The organism is Burkholderia territorii (assembly GCF_902833055.1).
Classification (GTDB): domain Bacteria; phylum Pseudomonadota; class Gammaproteobacteria; order Burkholderiales; family Burkholderiaceae; genus Burkholderia; species Burkholderia territorii.
Genome location: NZ_CADFEJ010000035.1, coordinates 1 through 21368 on the forward strand (window position 1 = coordinate 1; position 21368 = coordinate 21368).

Sequence of the window (21368 nt, forward strand, 5' to 3'; positions counted from 1 at the left end):
GGCGACAACCTGCCGAAGACGCGCTCGGGCAAGATCATGCGGCGCCTGCTGCGCTCGCTCGCGAAGGGCGAGGCGATCACGCAGGACACCTCCACGCTCGAGAACCCGGCGATCCTCGAGCAGCTGGCCGAAGTGCGCTGATCGCACCGGTTGCGCACGTTGCGCGCACGAGCCCCTGCGCGGCAATCCCGATTGCCCGCGCAGGGGCTTTTTGCTAAATAACGGCATGACCGTTTCGTCCCGTCCGGCGCCTGCCGCGCCGCCGCCCGTTCCCGAGCTGCTCGCGCGTGCCCATGCGCGCTATTGGCGTTTCAACGTCGTGTTGATCGTCGTGCTGATGGCGATCGGCTTCACGGTGTCGTTCGTCGTGCCGTTCTTCGCTCCCGCGCTCGCCGGCATTCGCTTCGCCGGTTTCAGCCTCCCGTTCTATATCGGCGCGCAGGGCGCGATTCTCGTGTATCTCGTGCTGATCGTCGTGTACATCGGCCTGATGCAGCGCGCCGACCGCGTGCTGCGGCGCGCGTACGACGACCATGCGGCGCAGGCCGCCGATGCGCACCATGCGCGCTGATCCATGCTGACGCATCGACTGATTCGCGCATACGCGCTTTACACGCTCGGCTTTCTCGGGTTCGTGCTGCTGTTGTGGCGGATCGAGCGTGCGACCGGCTCCGGCGTGTGGATCGGCTACGTGTTCCTGTTCGTGCCGATTGCCGTGTATGCGGTGATCGGGCTGCTATCGCGCACGTCCGACCTGGTCGAATACTACGTCGCCGGGCGGCGCGTGCCGTCCGCGTTCAACGGGATGGCGACGGCGGCCGACTGGCTGTCGGCGGCGTCGTTCATCGGGTTGGCCGGCTCGCTGTACGCAACCGGCTACGATGCGCTCGCGTACGTGACGGGATGGACCGGCGGATTCTGCCTCGTCGCGTTCCTGCTCGCGCCGTACGTGCGCAAGCTCGCGCGCTACACGATTCCCGATTTCCTCGGCACGCGCTTTTCCAGCACCGCCGTGCGTGCGCTCGCGGCCGGCGCGGCGATCCTGTGCTCGTTCGTCTATCTGGTCGCGCAGATCCAGGGCATCGGGCTGATCGCGACGCGCTTCATCGGCGTCGACTTCGCGATCGGAATCTTCTGCGGGCTCGCGGGCATTCTCGTGTGCTCGTTTCTCGGCGGGATGCGCGCGGTCACGTGGACGCAGGTCGCGCAGTACATCATCCTGATCAGCGCGATCCTGATTCCCGTGTCGCTGATCGCGATGAAGAACGGGCTCGGGCCGGTGCCGCAGTTCAATTACGGCAAGCTGATGGAGCGCGTGGCGGCGCGCGAGGCGCAGGTGCGCGATGCAGCCGAGGAGCAGCAGGTGCGCGATGCATATCGCCGGCAGGCCGCGGTCGTGCAGACGCAGCTCGATCGTCTGCCCGAGTCGTATGCGGAGGCGCGCCGCCGGCTCGTCGACCAGCTTGCGGACTTGAGGCGCCACAACGGGCCGCTGCGCGAGATCAATCAGCGCGAGCGCGAACTGGCCGACTTCCCGCGCGACGCGACGGCGGCGCGCGTGACGTGGACGCAGGCACGCGACGACCTGCTGGCACGCGCCGAGCCGCCCGTGCCGATGCACGAGCCGTTTCCCGCGGCGAACGACGACGAGCGCAAGCCGCGCGAGCGCAATTTCCTCGCGCTGCTGCTGTGCCTGTCGCTCGGCACCGCGAGCCTGCCGCACATTCTCACGCGCTACAACACGACGACATCGGTGGCATCCGCGCGGCGTTCGGTCGGCTGGACGCTGTTCTTCATCGCGCTGTTCTACCTGAGCGTGCCGGTGCTCGCGGTGTTGATCAAGTACGAGATCCTCACCAATCTCGTCGGGCGGCCGATCGCCGAATTGCCCGCGTGGGTCACGCAGTGGCATCACTTCGAACCGGACCTGATCAGCGTCGTCGAGGTGATTCGCGACGGCATCGTGCACTGGTCGGAGATCCAGATGCAGCCGGACATGGTCGTGCTGGCCGCGCCGGAGATCGCGGGGCTGCCGTACGTCGTGTCGGGGCTGATCGCGGCCGGTGCGCTGGCCGCGGCGCTGTCCACGGCGGACGGGTTGCTGCTGACGATCGCGAATGCGCTGTCGCACGACGTGTATTACTGCATGGTCGCGCCGGATGCGTCGAGCCAGCGGCGCGTGACGATCTCGAAGGTGTTGCTGCTGGGCGTCGCGCTGTTTGCGTCGTATGTGGCGTCGCTCAATACGGGGAAGATTCTGTTCCTGGTCGGGGCGGCGTTTTCGCTCGCGGCATCCAGTTTCTTTCCGGTGCTCGTGCTCGGGGTGTTCTGGAAACGCACGACGACGCGCGGTGCGATTGCCGGGATGCTGACGGGGCTCGCGGTGTGCGTGTATTACATCGTGTCGACGTATCCGTTCTTCACGCAGCTGACCGGGTTCGCCGGGCGGACGTGGTTCGGGATCGAGCCGATCAGCTCGGGCGTGTTCGGCGTGCCGGCGGGGTTCGCGGTGGCGATCGCGGTGAGTCTGCTCGATCGGCAGCCGGATGAATATACGCGGGCGTTGGTGGATTACATTCGGCATCCGTGAGAGCGGGCGCTCGGGATGCGGGAGATCGCGGTGGGAAAAAGAAAAGCCCCTTGATTTCTCAGCGGAATCAAGGGGCTTCACGTGTCCTGGCGGAGAGAGGGGGATTCGAACCCCCGATAGGCGATTAACCTATACACGCTTTCCAGGCGTGCGACTTAAACCACTCATCCATCTCTCCGGAAGACCGAGAGTATAGCAAACTCTGGCGGCGGATCGCCACTCCCTTTGGCGATCAGTGGAAATCGGCGGGAAGCCGCCGTCCGCGGCGCGCGCGGCGGCGCGGCTCTGCCCGGATTACGGCGGCACAGAAGAGCCGTGCCGCCATTCACGCCCGTGCCCGGACGCACGGCCGCCCGAGTCTGCTATCTTCCCGGGCATCTCAGCGCTTTCCCGCCTCTCCATGACCGACCGCATCGTCGCCGCATTCGATTTCGACGGCACCATCACGACCACCGACAGCTTCCGTCATTTCGTCCGCTACGCGGTCGGCACGCCGCGTTTCGCATGGGCCGGCCTGCGCGCGCTGCCGTGGCTCGTCGCGATGAAGGCCGGCCTGTTGTCGCGCGGCGACGCGAAGGCGAAGTTCGCATGGTTCGCACTCGGGCCGATCCGGGAAGACGCGCTGGACGCGCTCGCACGCAGCTTCGTCGACGGCTATCTGCCGAACCTCGTGCGCCCGGACATGCTGGAACGGGTGCGCGAACATCAGGCGCGCGGGCATGAAGTCGTGCTGGTGAGCGCGTCGCCGTCGGTGTATCTGGAGAAGTGGGCGCGTACGGCCGGCATCGATACGGTGCTCGCGACGCGCCTCGCGTTCGAGCGCGGCACGTTCACCGGGCGGCTGAACGGCGAGAACTGCTGGGGCCCGCAGAAGGTCGTGCGCCTGCGCGGCTGGTGGGGCAACCGGCTGCCCGCGAAACTGTTCGCGTACGGCGACAGCCGCGGCGACAAGGAAATGGCCGAACTCGCGAACTGGGCGTGGATCCGCGGGCACGGGCCGATGCCGCCGATCGGCGACTGAAGGGCCGACAGACCGGCGGAGCCACCACGGCGGGCAACGCCGCGCGCCGCCGTTACGCGTCGGCCGGCTGCGTGCTTCGCACCCCGCGCACCGGACGATACGCGCCCCAGCGATTCGCACGCTTGAACGTGCCGACGTCGTTGAACCGCACGCCGACTTCCCGCAGCGCGTTGTGCGCGGTGCGCGCGGTCAACTGCCGAATGTAGAACGGATCGCGCACCACGAAATGATGGATCGCATGCGTGCTGCCGAAGTTGAAGCAGAACAGCTGGAACGGCAGCATCCACCATGGATTGAGCACCTGCGTCTGCTGGATCACGTTGCGCGAATCGATGTCGCCGAAGTAATGCATGTTCGAGCTGACGAAGTTGATGCAGAAGCTGCGCACGAAATTCGGCCCGAGCCACACGACCGCGAGAAAATCGACGACGTGCATCGTGCGCGCGACGACGGCCGGCACGCTCACCGCATAACCGAACGCATGCAGCGCGAACAGCCCGGCGTGGTAGACGATGAACGCATGCCACAGCGCGTAATACGCGTGACCGATCGGCATGTAGGATGACACCTGCTCGATGCGCAGTTGTGCGCGCTCGGCCGCATCCTGCACCGGCTGCGCGGCCACGTACTGCCGGACCTTGCGACGCATCGCATCCGGCCGCAGCACGACGGCGAGCATGCCGTCCGCGATCATCAACAGGCGCTTCACGCCCCAGCGTTCGCCGTTGGTGATGCCGAATTCCTCGAGATCCGACTCGCCGCCCGACACCTTGTGGTGATGCAGGTGCATGCGGCGGCGCGTCCACGGATTGATCGTGCCCGGCCGCGTGAGCCAGCACAGCGCCATCATCAGGTGATAGGCCCACGGCGTCTTCTTGAAGTACATCAGGTGGATCAGATCGTGCTCGAGTTCGTGGATCAGCGACGTGACGAACGCGGCGAGCGGCAGCGCGACGTACCACGCGATCGCGCCGCGCGCATACAGCCACGCGATCGCGAGCATCGCGCTCACCGACACGGCCATCACGGTCGCGCCGACGAGATTCTGGTTGTCGAGCAGCGGAAAGCGCGCGCGGATCGCGTCGCTCGCGGCGTTGACCTCGCGGCGGACGTACGCGACCTTGTCTGCGTCATGTCGAAAGACGGTTCGTGCGGGCTGGCTCATCGAGCGGAATCCGTGCGGAAAGGGTGGGGCGCAATGCCGACGTGGAAAGCATAGGCGTGCGCTGCCATGCGCGCGAGGGCCGCTGGTGCCAAACATGGTGTCATTTCGGGCCACGATGACCGACGGGCGGGCTGTCGCCGTCGTGCGCCGCCGCTAGAGGCATGCCGCGGTGTCATTGCGGGCCAGCGACGCTACAATCCGCCGAAACCGCTCCGGAGTCCGCCGCATGGCCCTGTCCGTTCCGGATGCCGCGCGCCAGTTGAACAAGGCGACGGTATCGTCCGCGTATGCGCTGTTCATGCTGATGCTCGCCGAGGAGCGCGGCATCGACGGCGGCCGGATTCTCGCCGGCTCAGGCGTCGAGCGCGACTGGCTCGCCCGGCCCGATGCACGCATCACGCCGCTGCAGCAGGCCACGATCGTGTTCAACCTGCTCGATGCGACGAACGATCCGTCGATCGCGATCGAGATCGGCCTGCGCAGCAGTCTCACGAAATCCGGACTGATCGGCTTCGGGCTGATGAGTTGCGCGACGCTCGGCGAAGCGATCGCGCTCGGCATCCGCTATCTGCCGACGCGCGTGCCGTTCTTCTCGGTGCGGCTCGTGCAGCTCGACGGGATCGTCGACATCGACGTGCTCGAGGCGTTTGCGCTCGGCCGGCTGCGCCAGTTCGCGGTGGAAAATTTCCTGGTCGAGACGGCGATCCTGTTCAACTCGCTGCTCGATCCCGCGCCGGGGCGCACGTTGCAGTCGCGCGCGGAGCTGCATTTCGAATGGCCGGAACCGCCGTGGTTCGAGCGCTATCGCGCGCGGCTGCCGCGCTGTCATTTCAACGCGAGCGCGAACCGCATCCGCTGCGACGCCGCGCTGCTCGACGAGCCGATCGGCACCGCGAACGCGCAGACCGCGCAGATGATCGTTCAGCAATGCGAGGCCGAGCTCGCGCGGCTCGGCTACGCGGAAAGCATCGTCGAGCGCGTGCGCAACCTGCTGATCTGCGGCGACGCCGGTTACCCGTCGGTGGACGACGTCGCGCGCGAGCTGCACGTGTCGGCGCGCACGCTCAAACGCAAGCTCGCGGAATTCGGTGCGACCTATTCGGCGCTGCTCGACGAGATCCGGCTGCGCGATGCGCTCCGGTTGCTCGAGGGCACGCGTCTGCCGATCGACGAGATCGCGGCGCGGGTCGGCTATACCGACCGCGCCAATTTCACGCGTGCGTTCAAGCGCTGGACCGGCGTCGCGCCGAGCGAGCGGCGCTGACGGTGTGCCGGGCGGCGCGGGCCGATGTCGGTCGTGCGCGCGGCATCGATCAATCAATGGATCGTGCCATCCGTCGGTCATTCAATCCGTCAGATGATCGCGACCCAGTTCGCGCCGCGACCGCCGGCCACACGCGCGCGCAACGACAACGCGCCGTCATCTGGCGCGATCGCGTAGACCGCCACGTATTCCGACTGCTCGCCGCATGCGACGAGCCAGCGTCCCGACGGATCGATCGCGAAGCCGCGCGGCTGCGTTTCGGTGGCCGTCGCGTGCGCGGGTTCGAAGGTGCCGTCCGCATCGCGGCGATAGCAGAGCAACTGGCTCGACGTGCGTTCGCTGACGTACGCGAAACGCTCGTCCGGCGTCAGATGGAGATCGGCGGCCCACACGGCGGGCACGGTCGGCGCGGGCGGGCGCGCATGGCCTTGCGCGAGATCGGCAACGGCCGGGTGGCGCGCGCTGACCCGCGCGTCGCCGAGGCGGCCGCTGTCGGACTCTCGCGAAAACGTCGCGAGCGTGGCTTGGAATTCGCTGACCGCGACGAGCGTGTGGCCGTCGCGCGCGAAGCGCAAGTGACGCGGGCCGAAGCCGCCCGGCACGCGCGTTTCGCCGTGCTCGAGCACGCGCAGGCCGCCTGCATCCTCGACCAGCGCGAACGTGAAGATCCGGTCCGAGCCGAGCGAGCTCACGTACGCGAACCGATTGTCCGGCGACACGACCACGGCATGTGCATTCGCGATGCCGTGCGCGACCTGCAGCGGCGCGCCGTCGCCGTCGCGCACGCGAGCGGCGTCGTAGAGGCTCAGCGAGTTGCCGCCATACGATGCGCCGAGCAGCCAGCGGCTGCCGCGATCGAGCGACAGATAGGCGAGGCTCGCGTCGATCGCGGTTGCGCCGATGCGGGCGAGCGCACCGGTGGCCGTCGCGACACGGAATGCGACGATCGTCGGCGTTTCGCCGCGCGTCGCGACGTACAGCCGCGCGCCGTCGGCCTGCACGGCGATCGGCATCGCGACGTCGCCGGCCGGGTAGCGGGCGAGCGGCGCGAGCGCGCCGTCGGACGCGAGCGAGAACGTGGCGAGGTCGCCGTCGACGGCATTCGAGACGACGACGGTCAGGCGGTCAGTGTTCGGCATGGCGGAGCATCGAGGTGTTCGTGAAGGACTCGTCGGCGGGCAGCCCGCGCGGCGGATCGCTGCGCCGGTGCGTGCGGGCGAACAGCGCGGCGACCGCGGCGACGACGGACGCGATCGCGAGCGCATACAGGCCGCCCGTGATCGAACCCGTATGTTGCTTCAGATAGCCGAAGGCCGTCGGTGCGACGAAGCCGCCGAGGTTGCCGATCGAATTGATCAGTGCGATCACGGCCGCGGCCACGCGGGTGTCGAGATAGCCCTGCGGGATCGGCCAGAACAGCGACGACGCGGCCTTGAAGCCGAGCGCGGCGAAGCAGATCGACGCGAACGACCAGACCGGATCGCGCGACGTCGACGCGAACAGCCCGCACGCGGCGAGCACGAGCGCGAACGACAGCCAGCGCTGCGGATGCTTCCACTTCGCGGACAGCACCGCGAAGCCGTACATCGCGCCGATCGCGATCATCCACGGAATCGTGTTGTAGAGACCGACCTGGAAATCGGTGAGGCCGCCCATCTTGCGGATGATGGTCGGCAGCCAGAAGGTGGCCGCATAGATCGTGAGCTGGATCGAGAAATACAGGAAGCAGAACAGCACGATCTGCGGATCGCGCAGCAGCGTGGCGGCCGATACGTGCACCTTCGAGCGCACGTCGCGGGTCGCGCGTTCTTCGTCGAGCGCGTTCTGGAGCGCCGCGCGTTCGTCGGCGGTGAGCCACGTCGCGTCGCGGATGTGCGACTTCAGCAGCAGCCAGCTCGCGCCGCACAGCGCGACCGAGAACATCCCTTCGATCAGGAACATCCACTGCCAGCCCTGCAGGCCGAAGCCGTGGATCGACAGCAGCGCGCCGGTCACGGGCCCGGACAGCACCGACGCGAACGCGGAGCCGCCGAGAAAGATCGCCATCGCCTTGCCGCGCTCCTGCGGCGGCAGCCATTGCGACAGGTACAGCACGACGCCGGGGAAGAAACCGGCCTCGGCCGCGCCGAGCAGGAAGCGCAGCACGTAGAACGACGTGTCGTTCCACACGAACGCCATCGCGGCGGCGACGATGCCCCACGTCGCCATGATCCGCGCGAGCCAGATGCGCGCGCCGTAGCGTTGCATCAGCAGGTTCGACGGCACTTCGAACAGCGCGTAACCGACGAAGAACAGGCCGGCACCGAGCCCGTACGCGGCCGCGCCGATACCAATCGACGCCTCGAGGTGGCGATCGACGAAGCCGACGTTCACGCGATCGATGTAGTTCGCGATGAACATGATCAGCACGAGCGGCAGCACGTGCCATTTCACTTTCGAGACGGCGGACGCGAGTGGGTCGCGGCCGGGCAGGGCAGGTGTGGCCAAGGGAGTCTCCGGTCGGGCGGCGGACGGGGCGATGGCCCGCGTCGGCGTCGAGGGTGGCGATTTTTGTAGTACGTCGTCGTATGACATGGTACGCGTTGGATTTGCGTATGACGTTGCGGGTTTACCCGGAATTTCGTCAAATATCTGCGGGCGTCATGAGGATGTTGTCCGTCGCATCACATCAGATGACATATGACATAAAGCACGCACGGCGCTGGCGGGCGGCCGGCTGACGGCGCCCGCGAGGCCCAAGACAACCAGGCGAAAAAACACGTTGCTGAAGGACAAGAGCGTCGTGATTTCCGGGATCGGAGGCGGGGCTCGGCGTGAAGCTCGCGGTCGAGGCGGCACGCGAGGGTGCGCGCGGCGTGGTCGTCGCGGCACGCACGATGGAAAAGCATCGACGATGCGCAAGCCGGATCCGCGCACTTGGCGTCGCGTGCGAAATGCTGAAGGTGCGAACCGACATCGTCCGGCGCGCGCAATGCCGGCAGCGCGCAACGCAGGCGATCGAGCGCTTCGGCCGGATCGACGCGCTCGTGCACTGTGCATTCGTGCGCGGCACGTTTCCGGAGGCGGTCGACGAAGCCGATCTCGCCTGCTGGCGCGCGGTGTTCGGCACCAACGTGTTCGGCACGATGACGCTCGCACCGAAATTCATCCCGCACATGAAGCGGCACACGCGCGGCGCAATCGTGACGATCGATACGCAGGTGGCCCGCAAGCCGTTTGCAGGGCAATCCGGCTACGCTGTATCGAAGCGTGTGCTCGCGGTTGCGGCAAAATACCTCGCGCGCGAGCTTGGCGTACACCGGATTCGGGCGAACGGCATTCACATGAGCTGGATGCGGGACGTGCCGCCGCAGACGTATTTGCGGCCGGCGGCCGCCGAGTACGGAGTGACGCAGGACGAGACCGTCGTGCCGATCGCGTCGAACATAGCGCTCGCGAAGCTGCCGGCCGACGACGACTGCGCGCGTGCCGCGCTGTTCGTCGCATCGGATGACGCGAACGCGGTGACCGGCGCGACGCTGCACGCGAACGGCGGCGACTTCATGCCCTGAGGAAAAGAGACGGATGATGCAGGAACGGGAACCCTACCGCGGACGACATTTCTTCGCGTTCAACGGCGACGCGGACGGTCTGTGCGCGCTGCAGCAACTGCGGCTCGCGGAGGGCGAGCGCGGCACGCTCGTGACCGGCGTGAAGCGCGACATCCGGCTGCTCGAGCGAATCGATGCGCGGGCCGGCGATCGCGTGACCGTGCTCGACGTGTCGCACGACCAGAATCGCGACGCCTGTGCGCGGCTGCTGCGCGACGGCGCGGCGGTCCGCTACTTCGACCATCACTTCGCGGGCGAGCTGCCGGGCGATCCGCGTTTCGACGCGTACATCGACACGTCCGCCGACATCTGCACGAGCGCGCTCGTGAACCGCCATCTCGGCGGCCGTCATGTACGGTGGGCGATCGTCGCGGCGTTCGGCGACGAACTGCCGGCGCTCGGCGACGCGCTCGCGCGCGAATACGGGCTCGACGACGTCGAACGCCGCACGCTCGCCGAACTCGGGCTCTACCTGAACTACAACGCCTACGGCGAGTGCGTCGGCGATCTCCATTTCGATCCGGCGGCGCTGGCCGACGCGATGCTGCCGTGTGCGGACCCGCTCGACTTCGTGCGCGACACGCCGGTGTTCGCCGCGCTGCGCGACGGCTATCGAGACGACATGGCGCGGGCCTGCGCGCTCGCGCCGCTGCGCGACGTGCCCGGCGCGACACTGATCAGGATGCCGGATCATCCGTGGGCGCGGCGCGCGACGGGGATGCTCGCGAACGAGCGGATGCGCAATGCGCCGCATGCGGCGCTCGCGGTGCTGTCGCCGCGCGCGCAGGGCGGGCTCGTCGTCAGCGTGCGCGTGCCCGACGGCCGGCCGATCGGCGCCGACGAATTCTGCCGCGGTTTTCCGACCGGCGGCGGGCGCAAGCGCGCGGGCGGCATCAATCATCTGCCGGAAACCGAGTTCGACACCTTCGCCGAGCGTTTCGAGGCGGCCTTCCGTCTCGACTGAACGCCGCGGGCCCGCAACGCCGGACACGCGCCGTGCGGTGATCCCGTGCCGCGCGCATCGATCGCACTCGACTACGCGGCAATACCGTTCGCTTTTCCGTTTCCTGACCGAGGCGCCCGTGCCCGCGAAGTCGTCCGTTGCTCCTGCCGTCGTGTGGTTCCGCGACGATCTGCGCGTGACCGACCAGCCAGCGCTCACGCGCGCGGTCGAGGCGGGCCGGCCGCTCGTGTGCGTGTACGTCGACGACGCGCGCGCAGGTGCCGCGCGTGCGCTGGCCACGCTGCCGAAGGGTCGACAGGCGTCACCCGGCATCACCAGCCGCAGCCGCCGCTCCACGCGCGCGGTGCGGCTTGCCGTATCAGTTGCAGAACGCGACGTGCTCGAGCAGTGCAAGCGCGACGCCCGAGTCGAAGTAGGCCGCACCGCACCACGCGACGAACGCGAGCACGCCGACGGCCACCGCCACGCGCATCATGCCCACGCGGCCTTGCCCGGCACCGGGCGCGCGATGCGCGCGTCGTCGATCGGCAGGTGCAGCAGCGCGGCGAGCACGCCGAGCGCGATCGAGCCGATCCACAGCGGCAGATACGAATGCGTCGCGTCGTAGACGAGCGCGCCCAGCCAAACGCCGAAGAAGCTGCCGAGCTGGTGCCCGAAGAAGACGAAGCCGAACAGCGTCGCGATGTAGCGCACGCCGAACACCTGCGAGATCACGCCGTTCGTCAACGGCACGGTGCCGAGCCACGTGAAGCCCATCACCGCCGCGAACACGTAGACGCTCGCGGGCGACAACGGCGCCGCGATGAACGCGGCCATCGCCAGCGCGCGGACGAGGTACAGCACCGACAGCACGTACTTGCGCCGCAGCAGGCCGCCGAGATGGCCGCATGCATAGGTGCCGGCCACGTTGGTCAATGCGATCAGCGCGAGCGCGACGCTGGCGTGGCGCGCCGGCAGGCCGTGATCGAGCAGATAGGCGGGCAGGTGGGTCGCGATGAACGCGAGCTGGAACCCGCACGCGAAGAATCCCGCGTTCAGCAGCCAGAAGCCGCGATGCGCGAACGCTTCGCGCACCGCCGCGCCGATCGACTGGTCGGGGCCGTCGGCGCGGCTCGCGGCGTGCGCGGGCCGGTCGCGCACCAGCACGGCGAGCGGCGCGAGCAGCGCGGCGACGAGCGCGAGCGCGACGAATGCATGCTGCCAGCCGATGCCGCCGATCAGCACCTGTGCGACCGGCACCATGCAGAACTGGCCGAGCCCGCCGATCGCGCCCGCGACACCGAGCGCCCAGCCGCGCCGCTCGGGCGGAAACAGCCGGCTCAGCGCGCCGTAGATCGACGCGAAGGCCGAGCCCGACAGCGCGATGCCGATCACGAGCCCCGCGCCGAGCGTAAACACGCCGGCCGACGCGGCGAACGCCATCGTGGCGAGCCCGGCTGCATACAACAGCATGCCGGCGACGATCACGCGCACCGAGCCGAACCGGTCGGCGATCATCCCGGTAAACGGCTGCGCGATGCCCCATATCAGGTTCTGCAGCGCGAGCGCGAGCCCGAACGCTTCGCGCGACCAGCCGTGGTCGAGCGTGACGGGGGCGAGGAATAGCCCCTGCACGTGGCGGATGCCGAGCGCGGCGCCCATGATCAGGCCGCCCGCCAGCACCGGCAGCCAGCGGCGCCGGGTGTCTCGTTCGATCGGGGTCATGCGGGTCTCCGGATGAATGCGCGCGGCGCGACGCCGCGTTCGATCCGATTAGACGATTCCGTCGCGGCACGCTCAAGCAATCATTCGGTCGCGTTCGCATGCACGTGGGGAATGCGAGGCGGTTCGGACGCGAGGCCGGTCGCGAAGGCGGAACGGGCCGGATCCGTGGAGTCGCTGCGACGCACCGCACACTGCCGATGCAGCGCAGCGGCCATCGGCGCCACGCCTGCGGCTGCGCGCGTGTCGCGCGCAATGCCGCACCACCATCGGCTCGATGCGGGCACGCGCTCGCGGCTTACCGCCGTGCCGCGTCGTACGCGCGTATTGCCGCGTCGCATTCGGCCGCTTCCGCGAGAATCCAGTCGCGCACGTCGGCGACTTCGCGGCGCGGGGCGGGATCGTGCCGGAACAGCCAGTAGCCGTACGCGTCCGACAACGCCTGCGAGTGCGGGCCGAGCACCGCGAGCCGGCCGTCCGCGAGCATCGGCGCGACGAGCGCGAGCCTGCCGAGCGCGACGCCCTGGCCGGCGATCGCGGCGTGGATCACCTGATCGTACTGGTTGAAGCGCAGCACGCCCTTCGGCCGCGCATCGCCGAGCCCGGCCGCGTGCAGGTACGTACGCCACTGCAGTTGCGTTTGCGGCGGGCCGTCGAACTCGAGCAGCACGTGCTCGGCGATCGCGGCCGCGCCGGTCACGGGCCGCGCGGCCAGCGCCGGGTGCGCGACCGGCACGACGACTTCGTCGAACAGGTGCAGCGCGCCGGCGGGCGCACGCTCGCGCGGGCAATAGCGGATGCCGAGGTCGATGCCTTCCGCGCGCAAATCGAGTACCTTGTCGTTCGCGGCCACGCGCAAGTCGATATCGGGCAGGCGCGCCTGCAGGCGCCCGAGCCGCGGCAGCAGCCACAGCGCGGTCACGCCGATGCTCGCGGTGATCGTGACGGGCTGGCGCTCGCGCGTGGCGGCAAGCGACGCGACGGTGTCCTGCAGGCTCAGCAGCGCGGCGTCGGCGGCGCGAAACAGCCGCTCGCCTTCCGGCGTGAACGCGATCTTGCGATAGCCGCGCCGCAGCAGCGTGACGCCGAGATGCGCCTCGAGCGCATGTACCTGGCGGCTGACCGCCGACTGCGTGACGCACAGGTCCTGCGCGGCGAGCGTGATGCTCATGCGGCGGCCGACGGCGACGAAGCCGCGCACGAGATCCAGCGACGGGAGACGGACGAGCGGCGTTGACATGCGTATGGCTCATGCGAACGGAGCAGCAAGATTGGTTGAGAACGCCGGGCGCGTCAAGTTCAATGGAGACTGGCCGACCAGCGGCGGGCGCCGCGCGATGCGGCGCCGCACAGGAGACGGGATGACGATTTCGAATGAAGCAGCCGGCACGGATCGGGCAGCGTCGCGCGCGGCGGACACGTTGCCGCCGGAGCCCGTGACGCTGACCGCGGCCGACGGTTACGTGCTGCGCGGCTACGTGTGGCGGCATCGCGGCAGCGGCGCCGCGCGGCCCGTGACGGTCGTCAATTGCGCGACGTCGGTGCGCTGCGACTACTACTTCCGCTTCGCGGCCTGGCTTTTCGCACACGGGCGCGACGTGCTCGTCTACGACTATCGCGGGATCGGCGGATCGCGCCCCGCGCGGCTCGCGAAGCTGCGTGCGAACTGGCTCGACTGGGGGCGGCTCGATTGCGAGGCCGCGCTGCAGTACGCGCGCGACGCGTTTCCCGGCCAGCCGCTCGACGTCGTCGCGCACAGCATCGGCGGCTGCCTGCTCGGGCTCGCGGCGTCGAACGCGTACGTGCGCCACGCGGTGACCGTCGGCGCGCAATATGCGTACTGGCGCGACTATCGGCAGCAAGAGCGGTGGCGCATGTGGTGGAAGTGGCATGTGGCAATGCCGGCGCTTGCGGCCGTGTTCGGCTACGTGCCCGCGAAACGGCTCGGCTGGATGGAGGACACGCCGCGCGGCGTCGCGTTGTCGTGGGTGCGCGCGCAAGCGCGCTTCGAGGACGCGTACACGCACGGCCTGCTCGCCGAACCCGCGGCGAGCCGCGCCGCACTGCCTGCGCGCTTCGCGCGGCTGCCGGCGCGGATGCTCGCGATCGGCCTCGACGACGACGGGTTCGGCACGGTCGAAGCGATCGAGCGGCTGGCCGGCTACTACACGGGCAGCGACGTCACGCATCTGCGGATCGCGCCGCGCGACATCGGCGTCGACGCGATCGGCCACTTCGCGTTCTTCCACAGCCGCTTCACCGACACGCTGTGGCCCGTCGCGTTGTCGTGGCTGCAATACGGCGCGCTGCCGGCCGATGCGCCGGGCCGCGTGCACGCGCACCGTCCGGCGCAGCGTGCGCGGCCGGCGGACGGCAGCGTGCCGGATGCCGTCGCGCACGGGTGAGCGCGCACGCGGGCACGCCGTCGCGTCGATCGGGCGGCCGCGCCGGCTGCCGCTGACGACGAACGCGTTCGCAATGCATCGGCGTCTGCGCCGCGCGATCGATTAACATCGGACGTTTCGTTCGACTGGCTGCCCGATGCCGATGTCCATTCCGCCCGATTCCGCGAATTCCGCCGACGTGTCCCGCGCGTGGCAAATGCGCCTGCTCGACGTGCCGGCTGCCGCGTCGCGTGCCGGCGTGCAGGTCGCGCGCATCGATTTCGACTGGCACGTGCCGCTCGCATCGCCTGCCTATGCGGCTCTGAGCGACGCCGAGCGCGCGCGCGCCGCGCGCTACCTGCGGCACGAGGATGCGGTGCGCAGCGCCGCGACGCGCGCCGCGCTGCGCGACGTGCTAGGCGCGGCGCTCGACGTGGCGCCGAAGGACATCGTGATCGTCGTCGACGAAGCGGGGCGGCCGTCGCTCGATGCCGCGCATCGCGCATCGCTCGATTTCAACGTGTCGCATGCGGGCGATCACGCGCTGATCGCATGGACGCCGGCGGGCCGTGTCGGCGTCGATATCGAAAGCTGCAATCGATCCACCGACTGGCGTGCGCTGACGCGCGAAGTATGCGCGAGCGCCGAGGCCGCGTATCTCGACAGCCTGCCGCTCGCCGCGCGTGCCGACGCGTTCATGCGCATCTGGTCCGCGAAGGAGGCGTTGCTGAAGGCGCTCGGCACCGGCATCGTCGGCGGGCTGCGCGCGTTCGCGGTCGTGCCGCCGCGCGATGCGCAGACACACGATACGCCCGCGACGACGATCGTCGAGCCGGCCGCGCCCGCGGCCGGCGTGGCCGCGTTCGATGCGGGCTGGCTCGACGCGGCGCCCGGCTACGCGGCGTGCGTCGCGTGGGCACGCTGAACCCGCTTCGGCACACGACGCTCACTCGAGCGGCACGTCGTTCGGCGCCGCGTAGCGCGCCTTGATCACATCGCTCATCGGGAAGTCGAACGCAAGGCCTTTCGGCGGCACCGGCTTCATGAACCACTTGTCGTACAGCGCGTTGATCTCGCCGCTCTTCATCAGCTGCACGAGCACGCCGTCGACGAGCGCCTTGAACTGCGGATCGTCCCTGCGCAGCATGAACCCGTACGCTTCCGACGATTGCGGCGTGCCGACGATCGTCCACTCGGCCGGCTTCGCCGCGAGCTGGCGCACGCCGGCGAGCAGCACGTCGTCCATCATGTAGGCGGCCGCGCGGCCCGATTCGAGCGTGAGGCGTCCTTCGCCGTAGTCCTTCGCGCTGATGATCTGCATGTTCATCTTCTTCTCCTCGTTCATCTTGCGCAGCAGGCGTTCGGACGTCGTGCCCTGGTTCGTCACGACCGTCTTGCCGGCGAGATCGGGGAAGTCGCGGATGCCCGAGCTCGTGCGCGTGAGCAGGCGCGTCGTCGCGACGAAGAAGGTCGTCGAGAACGCGACCTGCGCGTGACGCGCGGCGAGGTTGGTGGTGACCCCGCATTCGAGATCGACCGTGCCGTTCTGCACCAGCGGAATGCGGTTTTGCGACGTGACCGGGATGAAGCGCACCTGCAGGTCCGGCTTGCCGGTACGCGCCTTCACGGCGGCGATCACGCGATCGCACAGATCCTGCGAGAAGCCGATCACCTTGCCGTTCGTGTCGACGTAGGAGAACGGCACCGACGTTTCGCGGTGGCCGATCGAGATCAGGCCGCCTTGGCGGATTTTCTCGAGCGTGCCGGACAGCGGTTCCGCGGCGAGCGACGCGCCGCACGCGAGCGCGCACGCGGTGAGGAGCAGGCTGCGGCCGAGGCGGGCGGTCAACCGGGGCGGGACGGTCATGGCGGGTCTCCGTGGCGGGTCATGAGGAAGTGTCGATCCGTATGTTGCCAAATACAAAATAATTGCAACATATGTTAACTACGGGGTCCGCGGAGCCGGCCCGGCGGGCCGCGCCGGATATCAGGGAAACTCCCGAGTCGAAATCGTGAAAAACGGGGTTGTCTAGACAAGTTGCGATGGCTACACTTCAATCCATCCCGAACTTGTCTAGACAGGATTGCTCACATGATTACGTTGACCCCCGGCCACCTGACCCTCCCGCAACTGCGCAAGATCGCTCGCGAATCCGTGCAGCTCCAGCTCGACCCGGCGAGCTTCGCGAAGATCGACGCAGGCGCGAAGGCCGTCGCCGACATCGCGGCGAAGGGCGAGCCGGCATACGGCATCAACACGGGCTTCGGCCGCCTGGCCAGCACGCACATCCCGCACGACCAGCTCGAACTGCTGCAGAAGAACCTGGTGCTGTCGCACGCGGTCGGCGTCGGCGAGCCGATGGCGCGCTCGTCGGTGCGCCTGCTGATGGCGCTGAAGCTGTCGAGCTTGGGCCGCGGCCACTCGGGCATCCGCCGCGAGGTGATGGATGCGCTGATCACGCTGTTTAACGCCGACGTGCTGCCGCTGATCCCGGTGAAGGGCTCGGTCGGCGCATCGGGCGACCTCGCGCCGCTCGCGCACATGTCGGCCGTGCTGCTGGGCGTCGGTGAAGTGTTCATCCGCGGCGAGCGCGCCAGCGCGCTCGACGGTCTGCGCGTCGCGGGCCTTGCGCCGCTCACGCTGCAGGCGAAGGAAGGCCTCGCGCTGCTGAACGGCACGCAAGCGTCGACGGCGCTCGCGCTCGACAACATGTTCGCGATCGAAGACCTGTACCGCACCGCGCTCGTCGCGGGTGCGCTGTCGGTCGACGCGGCAGCCGGCTCGGTGAAGCCGTTCGATGCGCGCATCCACGAACTGCGCGGCCACCAGGGCCAGATCGATGCGGCCGCGTCGTACCGCGAGCTGCTCGAAGGTTCGCCGATCAACCAGTCGCACCGCGACTGCGACAAGGTGCAGGATCCGTACAGCCTGCGCTGCCAGCCGCAGGTGATGGGCGCTTGCCTGGACCAGATGCGTCACGCGGCCGACGTGCTGCTGGTCGAAGCGAACGCCGTGTCGGACAACCCGCTGATCTTCCCGGATACCGGCGAAGTGCTGTCGGGCGGCAACTTCCACGCTGAACCCGTCGCGTTCGCGGCCGACAACCTCGCGCTCGCCGCGTCGGAAATCGGTGCGCTGTCCGAACGTCGCATCGCGCTGCTGATCGACGCGACGCTGTCGGGCCTGCCCCCGTTCCTGGTGAAGGACGGCGGCGTGAACTCGGGCTTCATGATCGCGCACGTGACGGCCGCGGCCCTCGCATCGGAAAACAAGACGCTCGCGCACCCGGCATCGGTCGACTCGCTGCCGACCTCGGCGAACCAGGAAGACCACGTGTCGATGGCGACGTTCGCGGCACGCAAGCTCGCCGACATCGCGGACAACACGAAGCACATCCTCGCGATCGAACTGCTGGCCGCCGCGCAAGGCGTCGACCTGCGCGCGCCGCACCACACGAGCCCGAAGCTCGCGCCGGTGATGGAAACGATCCGCAGCAAGGTCGCGCACTACGAACTCGACCACTACTTCGCGCCGGATATCGCGGTGATCGCGAAGCTCGTCGGCGAGCGTGCGTTCGCGAAGGTCGCGCCGTTCTCGTTCGCGTCGGAACAGTAAGCCCATGAGCGCGCCGGTCTACCAGGAGATCAAGGATTTCATCCTGGGCCGCATTCACGCCGGCGAGTGGGCGGAGGGCGACCAGGTGCCCTCCGAGAACGAACTGGCCCGCGAGTTCAAGGTCGCGCGCATGACCGTCAACCGCGCGCTGCGCGAGTTGACGGCCGAGCAGGTGCTCACGCGCATGAAGGGCGCCGGCACCTACGTCGCGCGGCCGAAGTACGAGTCGACGCTCGTCGCGATCCGCAGCATCTCGGAGGAGGTCGACGCGCGCGGGCATGCGTACCGCGCCAGCGTGCTCGGCCTCGAGACGATCCGCGCCGACGAGGCGCTCGCCGACGAGATGCAGATGGCCGTGCGCGCGAAGCTGTTTTATTCGCAGGTGTTGCACTTCGAGAATGACGAACCCGTCCAGCTCGAAGAGCGGTGGGTGAATCCGGCCGTCGCGCCGGATTATGCCGAGCAGGATTTCACGAACACGACGCCGAACCTCTACCTGATGCGCGCGGCACCGCTGCAGCGCGTCGAGTACCGGATCGAAGCGGCGGCCCCGGCGCCCGAGCGGCGCGAGCAGCTGCGGATGGACGACGTCGAGCCGTGTCTGGTTTTACATCGGCGTACCTGGTCGCAGGGCGTCGTCGCCTCGGTGGCGAATTTGTGGCACCCCGGCAGCCGTTATCGCTTCACCGGGCATTTCTGATTCCTATTTGATATTCACTTTCCCTCGGGAGCAGCCGTCATGAACCATCCGAAACACATCGATCCCCGTCTCGATCCGACGCGCACGATCCGCGCGCCGCGCGGCAGCGAGAAGGTCTGCAAGACCTGGCTGGCCGAAGCCGCCTACCGGATGATCCAGAACAACCTGGATCCGGAAGTCGCCGAGCATCCGCACGCGCTCGTCGTGTACGGCGGCATCGGCCGTGCGGCGCGCAACTGGGAATGCTACGACCAGATCCTCGCGTCGCTGAAGGATCTCGAGGAAAACGAAACGCTGCTGATCCAGTCGGGCAAGCCGGTCGGTGTGTTCCGCACGCACAAGGATGCGCCGCGCGTGCTGCTCGCGAACTCGAACCTGGTGCCGCACTGGGCGACCTGGGATCACTTCCACGAGCTCGACCGCAAGGGCCTGATGATGTATGGCCAGATGACGGCCGGCAGCTGGATCTACATCGGCAGCCAGGGCATCGTTCAGGGCACCTACGAAACGTTCTTCTCGGTCGCGAACCAGCACTTCAACGGCGATCCGTCGGGCCGCTGGATCCTGACGGGTGGTCTCGGCGGCATGGGCGGCGCGCAGCCGCTGGCGGCGACGATGGCCGGCTTCTCGATGATCGCGGTCGAATGCGACGAGACGCGCATCGACTTCCGGCTGAAGACGCGCTACGTCGACAAGAAGGCGACGACGCTCGACGAAGCGCTCGGCATGATCGACGAAGCGAAGCGCACCGGCAAGCCGGTGTCGGTCGGCCTGCTCGGCAATGCGGCCGACGTGTTCGCGGAACTCGTCCAGCGCGGCATCACGCCGGACTGCGTGACCGACCAGACGAGCGCGCACGATCCGATCAACGGCTACCTGCCGCAAGGCTGGACCGTCGCGCAATGGCGCGAAGCGCAGAAGGTCGATCCGCAGAGCATCGTGAAGGTCGCGAAGCAGTCGATGGCCGTCCAGGTTCGCGCGATGCTCACGCTGCAGGAACGCGGCGCGGCCACGCTCGACTACGGCAACAACATCCGCCAGATGGCGCTGGAGATGGGCGTCGAGAATGCTTTCGACTTCCCGGGCTTCGTGCCGGCCTATATCCGCCCGCTGTTCTGCGAAGGCAAGGGCCCGTTCCGCTGGGTCGCGCTGTCGGGCGATCCGGAAGACATCTACAAGACCGACCAGAAGGTGAAGGAGCTGATCCCCGACGATCCGCACCTGCACAACTGGCTCGACATGGCACGTGAGCGCATCGCGTTCCAGGGCCTGCCGGCACGGATCTGCTGGGTCGGCGTGAAGGATCGCTATCGCCTCGGCCAGGCGTTCAACGAGATGGTGAAGAACGGCGAACTGAAGGCGCCGATCGTGATCGGCCGCGACCACCTCGACACCGGTTCGGTCGCGAGCCCGAACCGCGAGACGGAATCGATGAAGGACGGCTCGGACGCCGTGAGCGACTGGCCGCTGCTGAACGCGCTGCTGAACACGGCAGGCGGCGCATCGTGGGTGTCGCTGCACCACGGCGGTGGCGTCGGCATGGGCTTCTCGCAGCACTCGGGCGTCGTGATCGTCGCCGACGGTACCGCCGATGCGCACGAGCGTCTTGGCCGCGTGCTGCTGAACGATCCGGCGACGGGCGTGATGCGCCATGCGGATGCCGGCTACGAACTCGCGCAGCAGACGGCCCGCGAAGCCGGCCTGAAGCTGCCGATGCTCGGCCGCTGAGCATGACGGCGCTCGACCAGGCGCCGGTGCACGCAACGATGATCCGCGCCGCGGATCTCGTTGCGTCGCCGTGGAAGAACGGCGGCGGCGTGACGCGCGAAATCGCGGCATGCTTCCCCGAAGCGACTGATGCCGCAGCGCCGGCGGGCGCCTCGCTCGATACGTTCGCGTGGCGCGTGAGCGTCGCGGACGTCGGCGCGCCCGGCCCGTTCTCGCGTTTCGACGGCGTCGACCGCACGCTCGTGCTGCTGTCCGGCGCGGGCATGACGCTGGAGGAGGCGGGCGGTGCGCGCCATGTGCTCGACACGCCGCTCGCCCGCGCGGATTTCGACGGCGAAACGGCGATCGACGCGACGCTGCACGACGGCGCGACGCGCGACTTCAACCTGATGACGCGCCGCTCGGCCGCGGGCGGGACGCTGCACGTATGGCGGGCGGGCACGCACCGTGTCGAGCGCGCCGATACCGTGCTGCTGTTTTGCGCGACGGGCGCCGTCGGCATCGAGATCGGCGGTGCGCACCACGCACTGCAGGAAATGGACACGCTGCGGCTCGACGGGCCGCAGCGTGCGTTTGACGTCGTCGTGAGCGGAGGCGGCGCGCTGCTGGCCGTGTCGCTCACCGTCGGCGAACGAGACTGAACGC

General features: G+C 68.5%; 18 protein-coding genes, 1 tRNA gene and 1 pseudogene. 13 read left to right on the forward strand and 7 right to left on the reverse strand.

What is annotated here, in order from left to right:
• The first annotated feature begins 226 nt into the window (after positions 1-226).
• Both HW466_RS30145 and HW466_RS30150 read left to right on the forward strand, forming a co-directional pair.
• Positions 227-571: a DUF4212 domain-containing protein gene (locus HW466_RS30145; protein ID WP_059546760.1), complete on the forward strand. Its 345-nt coding sequence runs from the start codon at positions 227-229 to the stop codon at positions 569-571.
• A 3-nt stretch (positions 572-574) separates the two neighbouring features.
• The gene (locus tag HW466_RS30150; protein WP_060347215.1) at positions 575-2590 is read left to right on the forward strand and encodes a sodium:solute symporter family protein; all 2016 of its coding nucleotides are present in this window, start codon (positions 575-577) and stop codon (positions 2588-2590) included.
• A gap of 87 nt (positions 2591-2677) precedes the next feature.
• Here the strand turns inward: HW466_RS30150 and HW466_RS30155 are convergent.
• Positions 2678-2768: transfer RNA gene (locus HW466_RS30155), tRNA-Ser, on the reverse strand.
• Positions 2769-2990: 222 nt separating this feature from the next.
• Here HW466_RS30155 and HW466_RS30160 point away from each other — a divergent pair.
• On the forward strand, positions 2991-3611 hold the full coding sequence (locus tag HW466_RS30160; protein WP_151005967.1) for an HAD family hydrolase: 621 nt from the start codon (positions 2991-2993) through the stop codon (positions 3609-3611).
• A gap of 52 nt (positions 3612-3663) precedes the next feature.
• On the opposite strand, the gene HW466_RS30165 is transcribed toward HW466_RS30160, so the two are convergent.
• A complete protein-coding gene (locus tag HW466_RS30165; RefSeq protein ID WP_151005966.1) occupies positions 3664-4776 on the reverse strand; it encodes a fatty acid desaturase in 1113 nt (370 codons plus the stop codon).
• 226 nt (positions 4777-5002) lie between these two features.
• On the opposite strand from HW466_RS30165, the gene HW466_RS30170 reads away from it, so the two are divergent.
• The gene (locus HW466_RS30170; RefSeq protein WP_059546754.1) at positions 5003-6040 is read left to right on the forward strand and encodes an AraC family transcriptional regulator; all 1038 of its coding nucleotides are present in this window, start codon (positions 5003-5005) and stop codon (positions 6038-6040) included.
• 89 nt (positions 6041-6129) lie between these two features.
• Here HW466_RS30170 and HW466_RS30175 read toward each other — a convergent pair whose 3' ends face one another.
• Positions 6130-7179, reverse strand: coding sequence for a lactonase family protein (locus HW466_RS30175; RefSeq protein WP_174906003.1), 1050 nt, complete (start codon positions 7177-7179; stop codon positions 6130-6132).
• The gene (locus HW466_RS30180; RefSeq protein ID WP_059502981.1) at positions 7166-8527 is read right to left on the reverse strand and encodes an MFS transporter; all 1362 of its coding nucleotides are present in this window, start codon (positions 8525-8527) and stop codon (positions 7166-7168) included. The genes HW466_RS30175 and HW466_RS30180 overlap by 14 nt, the downstream gene beginning before the upstream one ends.
• Before the next feature lie 326 nt (positions 8528-8853).
• Between HW466_RS30180 and HW466_RS30185 the strand changes: the two genes are divergently transcribed.
• From HW466_RS30185 to HW466_RS30195, 3 genes and pseudogenes are all read left to right on the forward strand, one after another.
• The gene (locus HW466_RS30185) at positions 8854-9591 is read left to right on the forward strand and encodes an SDR family oxidoreductase (protein ID WP_244138244.1); all 738 of its coding nucleotides are present in this window, start codon (positions 8854-8856) and stop codon (positions 9589-9591) included.
• Positions 9592-9607: 16 nt separating this feature from the next.
• A complete protein-coding gene (locus HW466_RS30190) occupies positions 9608-10594 on the forward strand; it encodes an acetyltransferase (protein ID WP_174906011.1) in 987 nt (328 codons plus the stop codon).
• A gap of 118 nt (positions 10595-10712) precedes the next feature.
• A pseudogene (locus HW466_RS30195) lies at positions 10713-10868 on the forward strand (deoxyribodipyrimidine photo-lyase); the annotation flags it as partial.
• 197 nt (positions 10869-11065) lie between these two features.
• Here the strand turns inward: HW466_RS30195 and HW466_RS30200 are convergent.
• Both HW466_RS30200 and HW466_RS30205 read right to left on the reverse strand, forming a co-directional pair.
• Positions 11066-12298 (reverse strand): MFS transporter, encoded by a 1233-nt coding sequence (locus HW466_RS30200; protein WP_174906004.1) that lies wholly within the window; start codon positions 12296-12298, stop codon positions 11066-11068.
• A gap of 295 nt (positions 12299-12593) precedes the next feature.
• Positions 12594-13535: a LysR substrate-binding domain-containing protein gene (locus HW466_RS30205; protein WP_174906005.1), complete on the reverse strand. Its 942-nt coding sequence runs from the start codon at positions 13533-13535 to the stop codon at positions 12594-12596.
• Positions 13536-13656: 121 nt separating this feature from the next.
• Between HW466_RS30205 and HW466_RS30210 the strand changes: the two genes are divergently transcribed.
• Positions 13657-14700 carry an alpha/beta hydrolase family protein gene (locus HW466_RS30210; RefSeq protein WP_174906006.1) on the forward strand — a complete coding sequence of 348 codons (1044 nt, stop codon included), beginning with the start codon at positions 13657-13659 and terminating at the stop codon, positions 14698-14700.
• Between the two features lie 142 nt (positions 14701-14842).
• A complete protein-coding gene (locus tag HW466_RS30215) occupies positions 14843-15604 on the forward strand; it encodes a 4'-phosphopantetheinyl transferase family protein (RefSeq protein ID WP_174906007.1) in 762 nt (253 codons plus the stop codon).
• A gap of 21 nt (positions 15605-15625) precedes the next feature.
• Here HW466_RS30215 and HW466_RS30220 read toward each other — a convergent pair whose 3' ends face one another.
• The gene (locus tag HW466_RS30220) at positions 15626-16546 is read right to left on the reverse strand and encodes a glutamate/aspartate ABC transporter substrate-binding protein (protein ID WP_151005813.1); all 921 of its coding nucleotides are present in this window, start codon (positions 16544-16546) and stop codon (positions 15626-15628) included.
• A gap of 225 nt (positions 16547-16771) precedes the next feature.
• Between HW466_RS30220 and hutH the strand changes: the two genes are divergently transcribed.
• From hutH to HW466_RS30240, 4 genes are read left to right on the forward strand one after another with little or no spacing between them, the layout of a single operon-like run.
• Entirely contained in the window at positions 16772-18295 is a 1524-nt protein-coding gene (hutH, locus tag HW466_RS30225) for a histidine ammonia-lyase (RefSeq protein ID WP_059546725.1), read from the forward strand.
• A 4-nt stretch (positions 18296-18299) separates the two neighbouring features.
• Positions 18300-18995 carry a histidine utilization repressor gene (hutC, locus tag HW466_RS30230; protein ID WP_044847652.1) on the forward strand — a complete coding sequence of 232 codons (696 nt, stop codon included), beginning with the start codon at positions 18300-18302 and terminating at the stop codon, positions 18993-18995.
• A gap of 39 nt (positions 18996-19034) precedes the next feature.
• The gene (hutU, locus tag HW466_RS30235) at positions 19035-20723 is read left to right on the forward strand and encodes a urocanate hydratase (RefSeq protein WP_040144611.1); all 1689 of its coding nucleotides are present in this window, start codon (positions 19035-19037) and stop codon (positions 20721-20723) included.
• Positions 20724-20725: 2 nt separating this feature from the next.
• Positions 20726-21364 (forward strand): HutD/Ves family protein, encoded by a 639-nt coding sequence (locus HW466_RS30240; RefSeq protein WP_151005811.1) that lies wholly within the window; start codon positions 20726-20728, stop codon positions 21362-21364.
• Positions 21365-21368: the final 4 nt, after the last annotated feature.

Excerpts from the sequence above, each read along its gene's own strand:
- HW466_RS30145 (WP_059546760.1), top strand. The coding sequence starts at position 227 with ATGACCGTTTCGTCCCGTCCGGCGCCTGCCGCGCCGCCGCCCGTTCCC.
- HW466_RS30150 (WP_060347215.1), top strand. The coding sequence starts at position 575 with ATGCTGACGCATCGACTGATTCGCGCATACGCGCTTTACACGCTCGGC.
- HW466_RS30160 (WP_151005967.1), top strand. The coding sequence starts at position 2,991 with ATGACCGACCGCATCGTCGCCGCATTCGATTTCGACGGCACCATCACG.
- HW466_RS30165 (WP_151005966.1), bottom strand. The coding sequence starts at position 4,776 with ATGAGCCAGCCCGCACGAACCGTCTTTCGACATGACGCAGACAAGGTC.
- HW466_RS30170 (WP_059546754.1), top strand. The coding sequence starts at position 5,003 with ATGGCCCTGTCCGTTCCGGATGCCGCGCGCCAGTTGAACAAGGCGACG.
- HW466_RS30175 (WP_174906003.1), bottom strand. The coding sequence starts at position 7,179 with ATGCCGAACACTGACCGCCTGACCGTCGTCGTCTCGAATGCCGTCGAC.
- HW466_RS30190 (WP_174906011.1), top strand. The coding sequence starts at position 9,608 with ATGCAGGAACGGGAACCCTACCGCGGACGACATTTCTTCGCGTTCAAC.
- HW466_RS30200 (WP_174906004.1), bottom strand. The coding sequence starts at position 12,298 with ATGACCCCGATCGAACGAGACACCCGGCGCCGCTGGCTGCCGGTGCTG.
- HW466_RS30205 (WP_174906005.1), bottom strand. The coding sequence starts at position 13,535 with ATGTCAACGCCGCTCGTCCGTCTCCCGTCGCTGGATCTCGTGCGCGGC.
- HW466_RS30210 (WP_174906006.1), top strand. The coding sequence starts at position 13,657 with ATGACGATTTCGAATGAAGCAGCCGGCACGGATCGGGCAGCGTCGCGC.
- HW466_RS30215 (WP_174906007.1), top strand. The coding sequence starts at position 14,843 with ATGTCCATTCCGCCCGATTCCGCGAATTCCGCCGACGTGTCCCGCGCG.
- HW466_RS30220 (WP_151005813.1), bottom strand. The coding sequence starts at position 16,546 with ATGACCGTCCCGCCCCGGTTGACCGCCCGCCTCGGCCGCAGCCTGCTC.
- hutH (WP_059546725.1), top strand. The coding sequence starts at position 16,772 with ATGATTACGTTGACCCCCGGCCACCTGACCCTCCCGCAACTGCGCAAG.
- hutC (WP_044847652.1), top strand. The coding sequence starts at position 18,300 with ATGAGCGCGCCGGTCTACCAGGAGATCAAGGATTTCATCCTGGGCCGC.
- hutU (WP_040144611.1), top strand. The coding sequence starts at position 19,035 with ATGAACCATCCGAAACACATCGATCCCCGTCTCGATCCGACGCGCACG.
- HW466_RS30240 (WP_151005811.1), top strand. The coding sequence starts at position 20,726 with ATGACGGCGCTCGACCAGGCGCCGGTGCACGCAACGATGATCCGCGCC.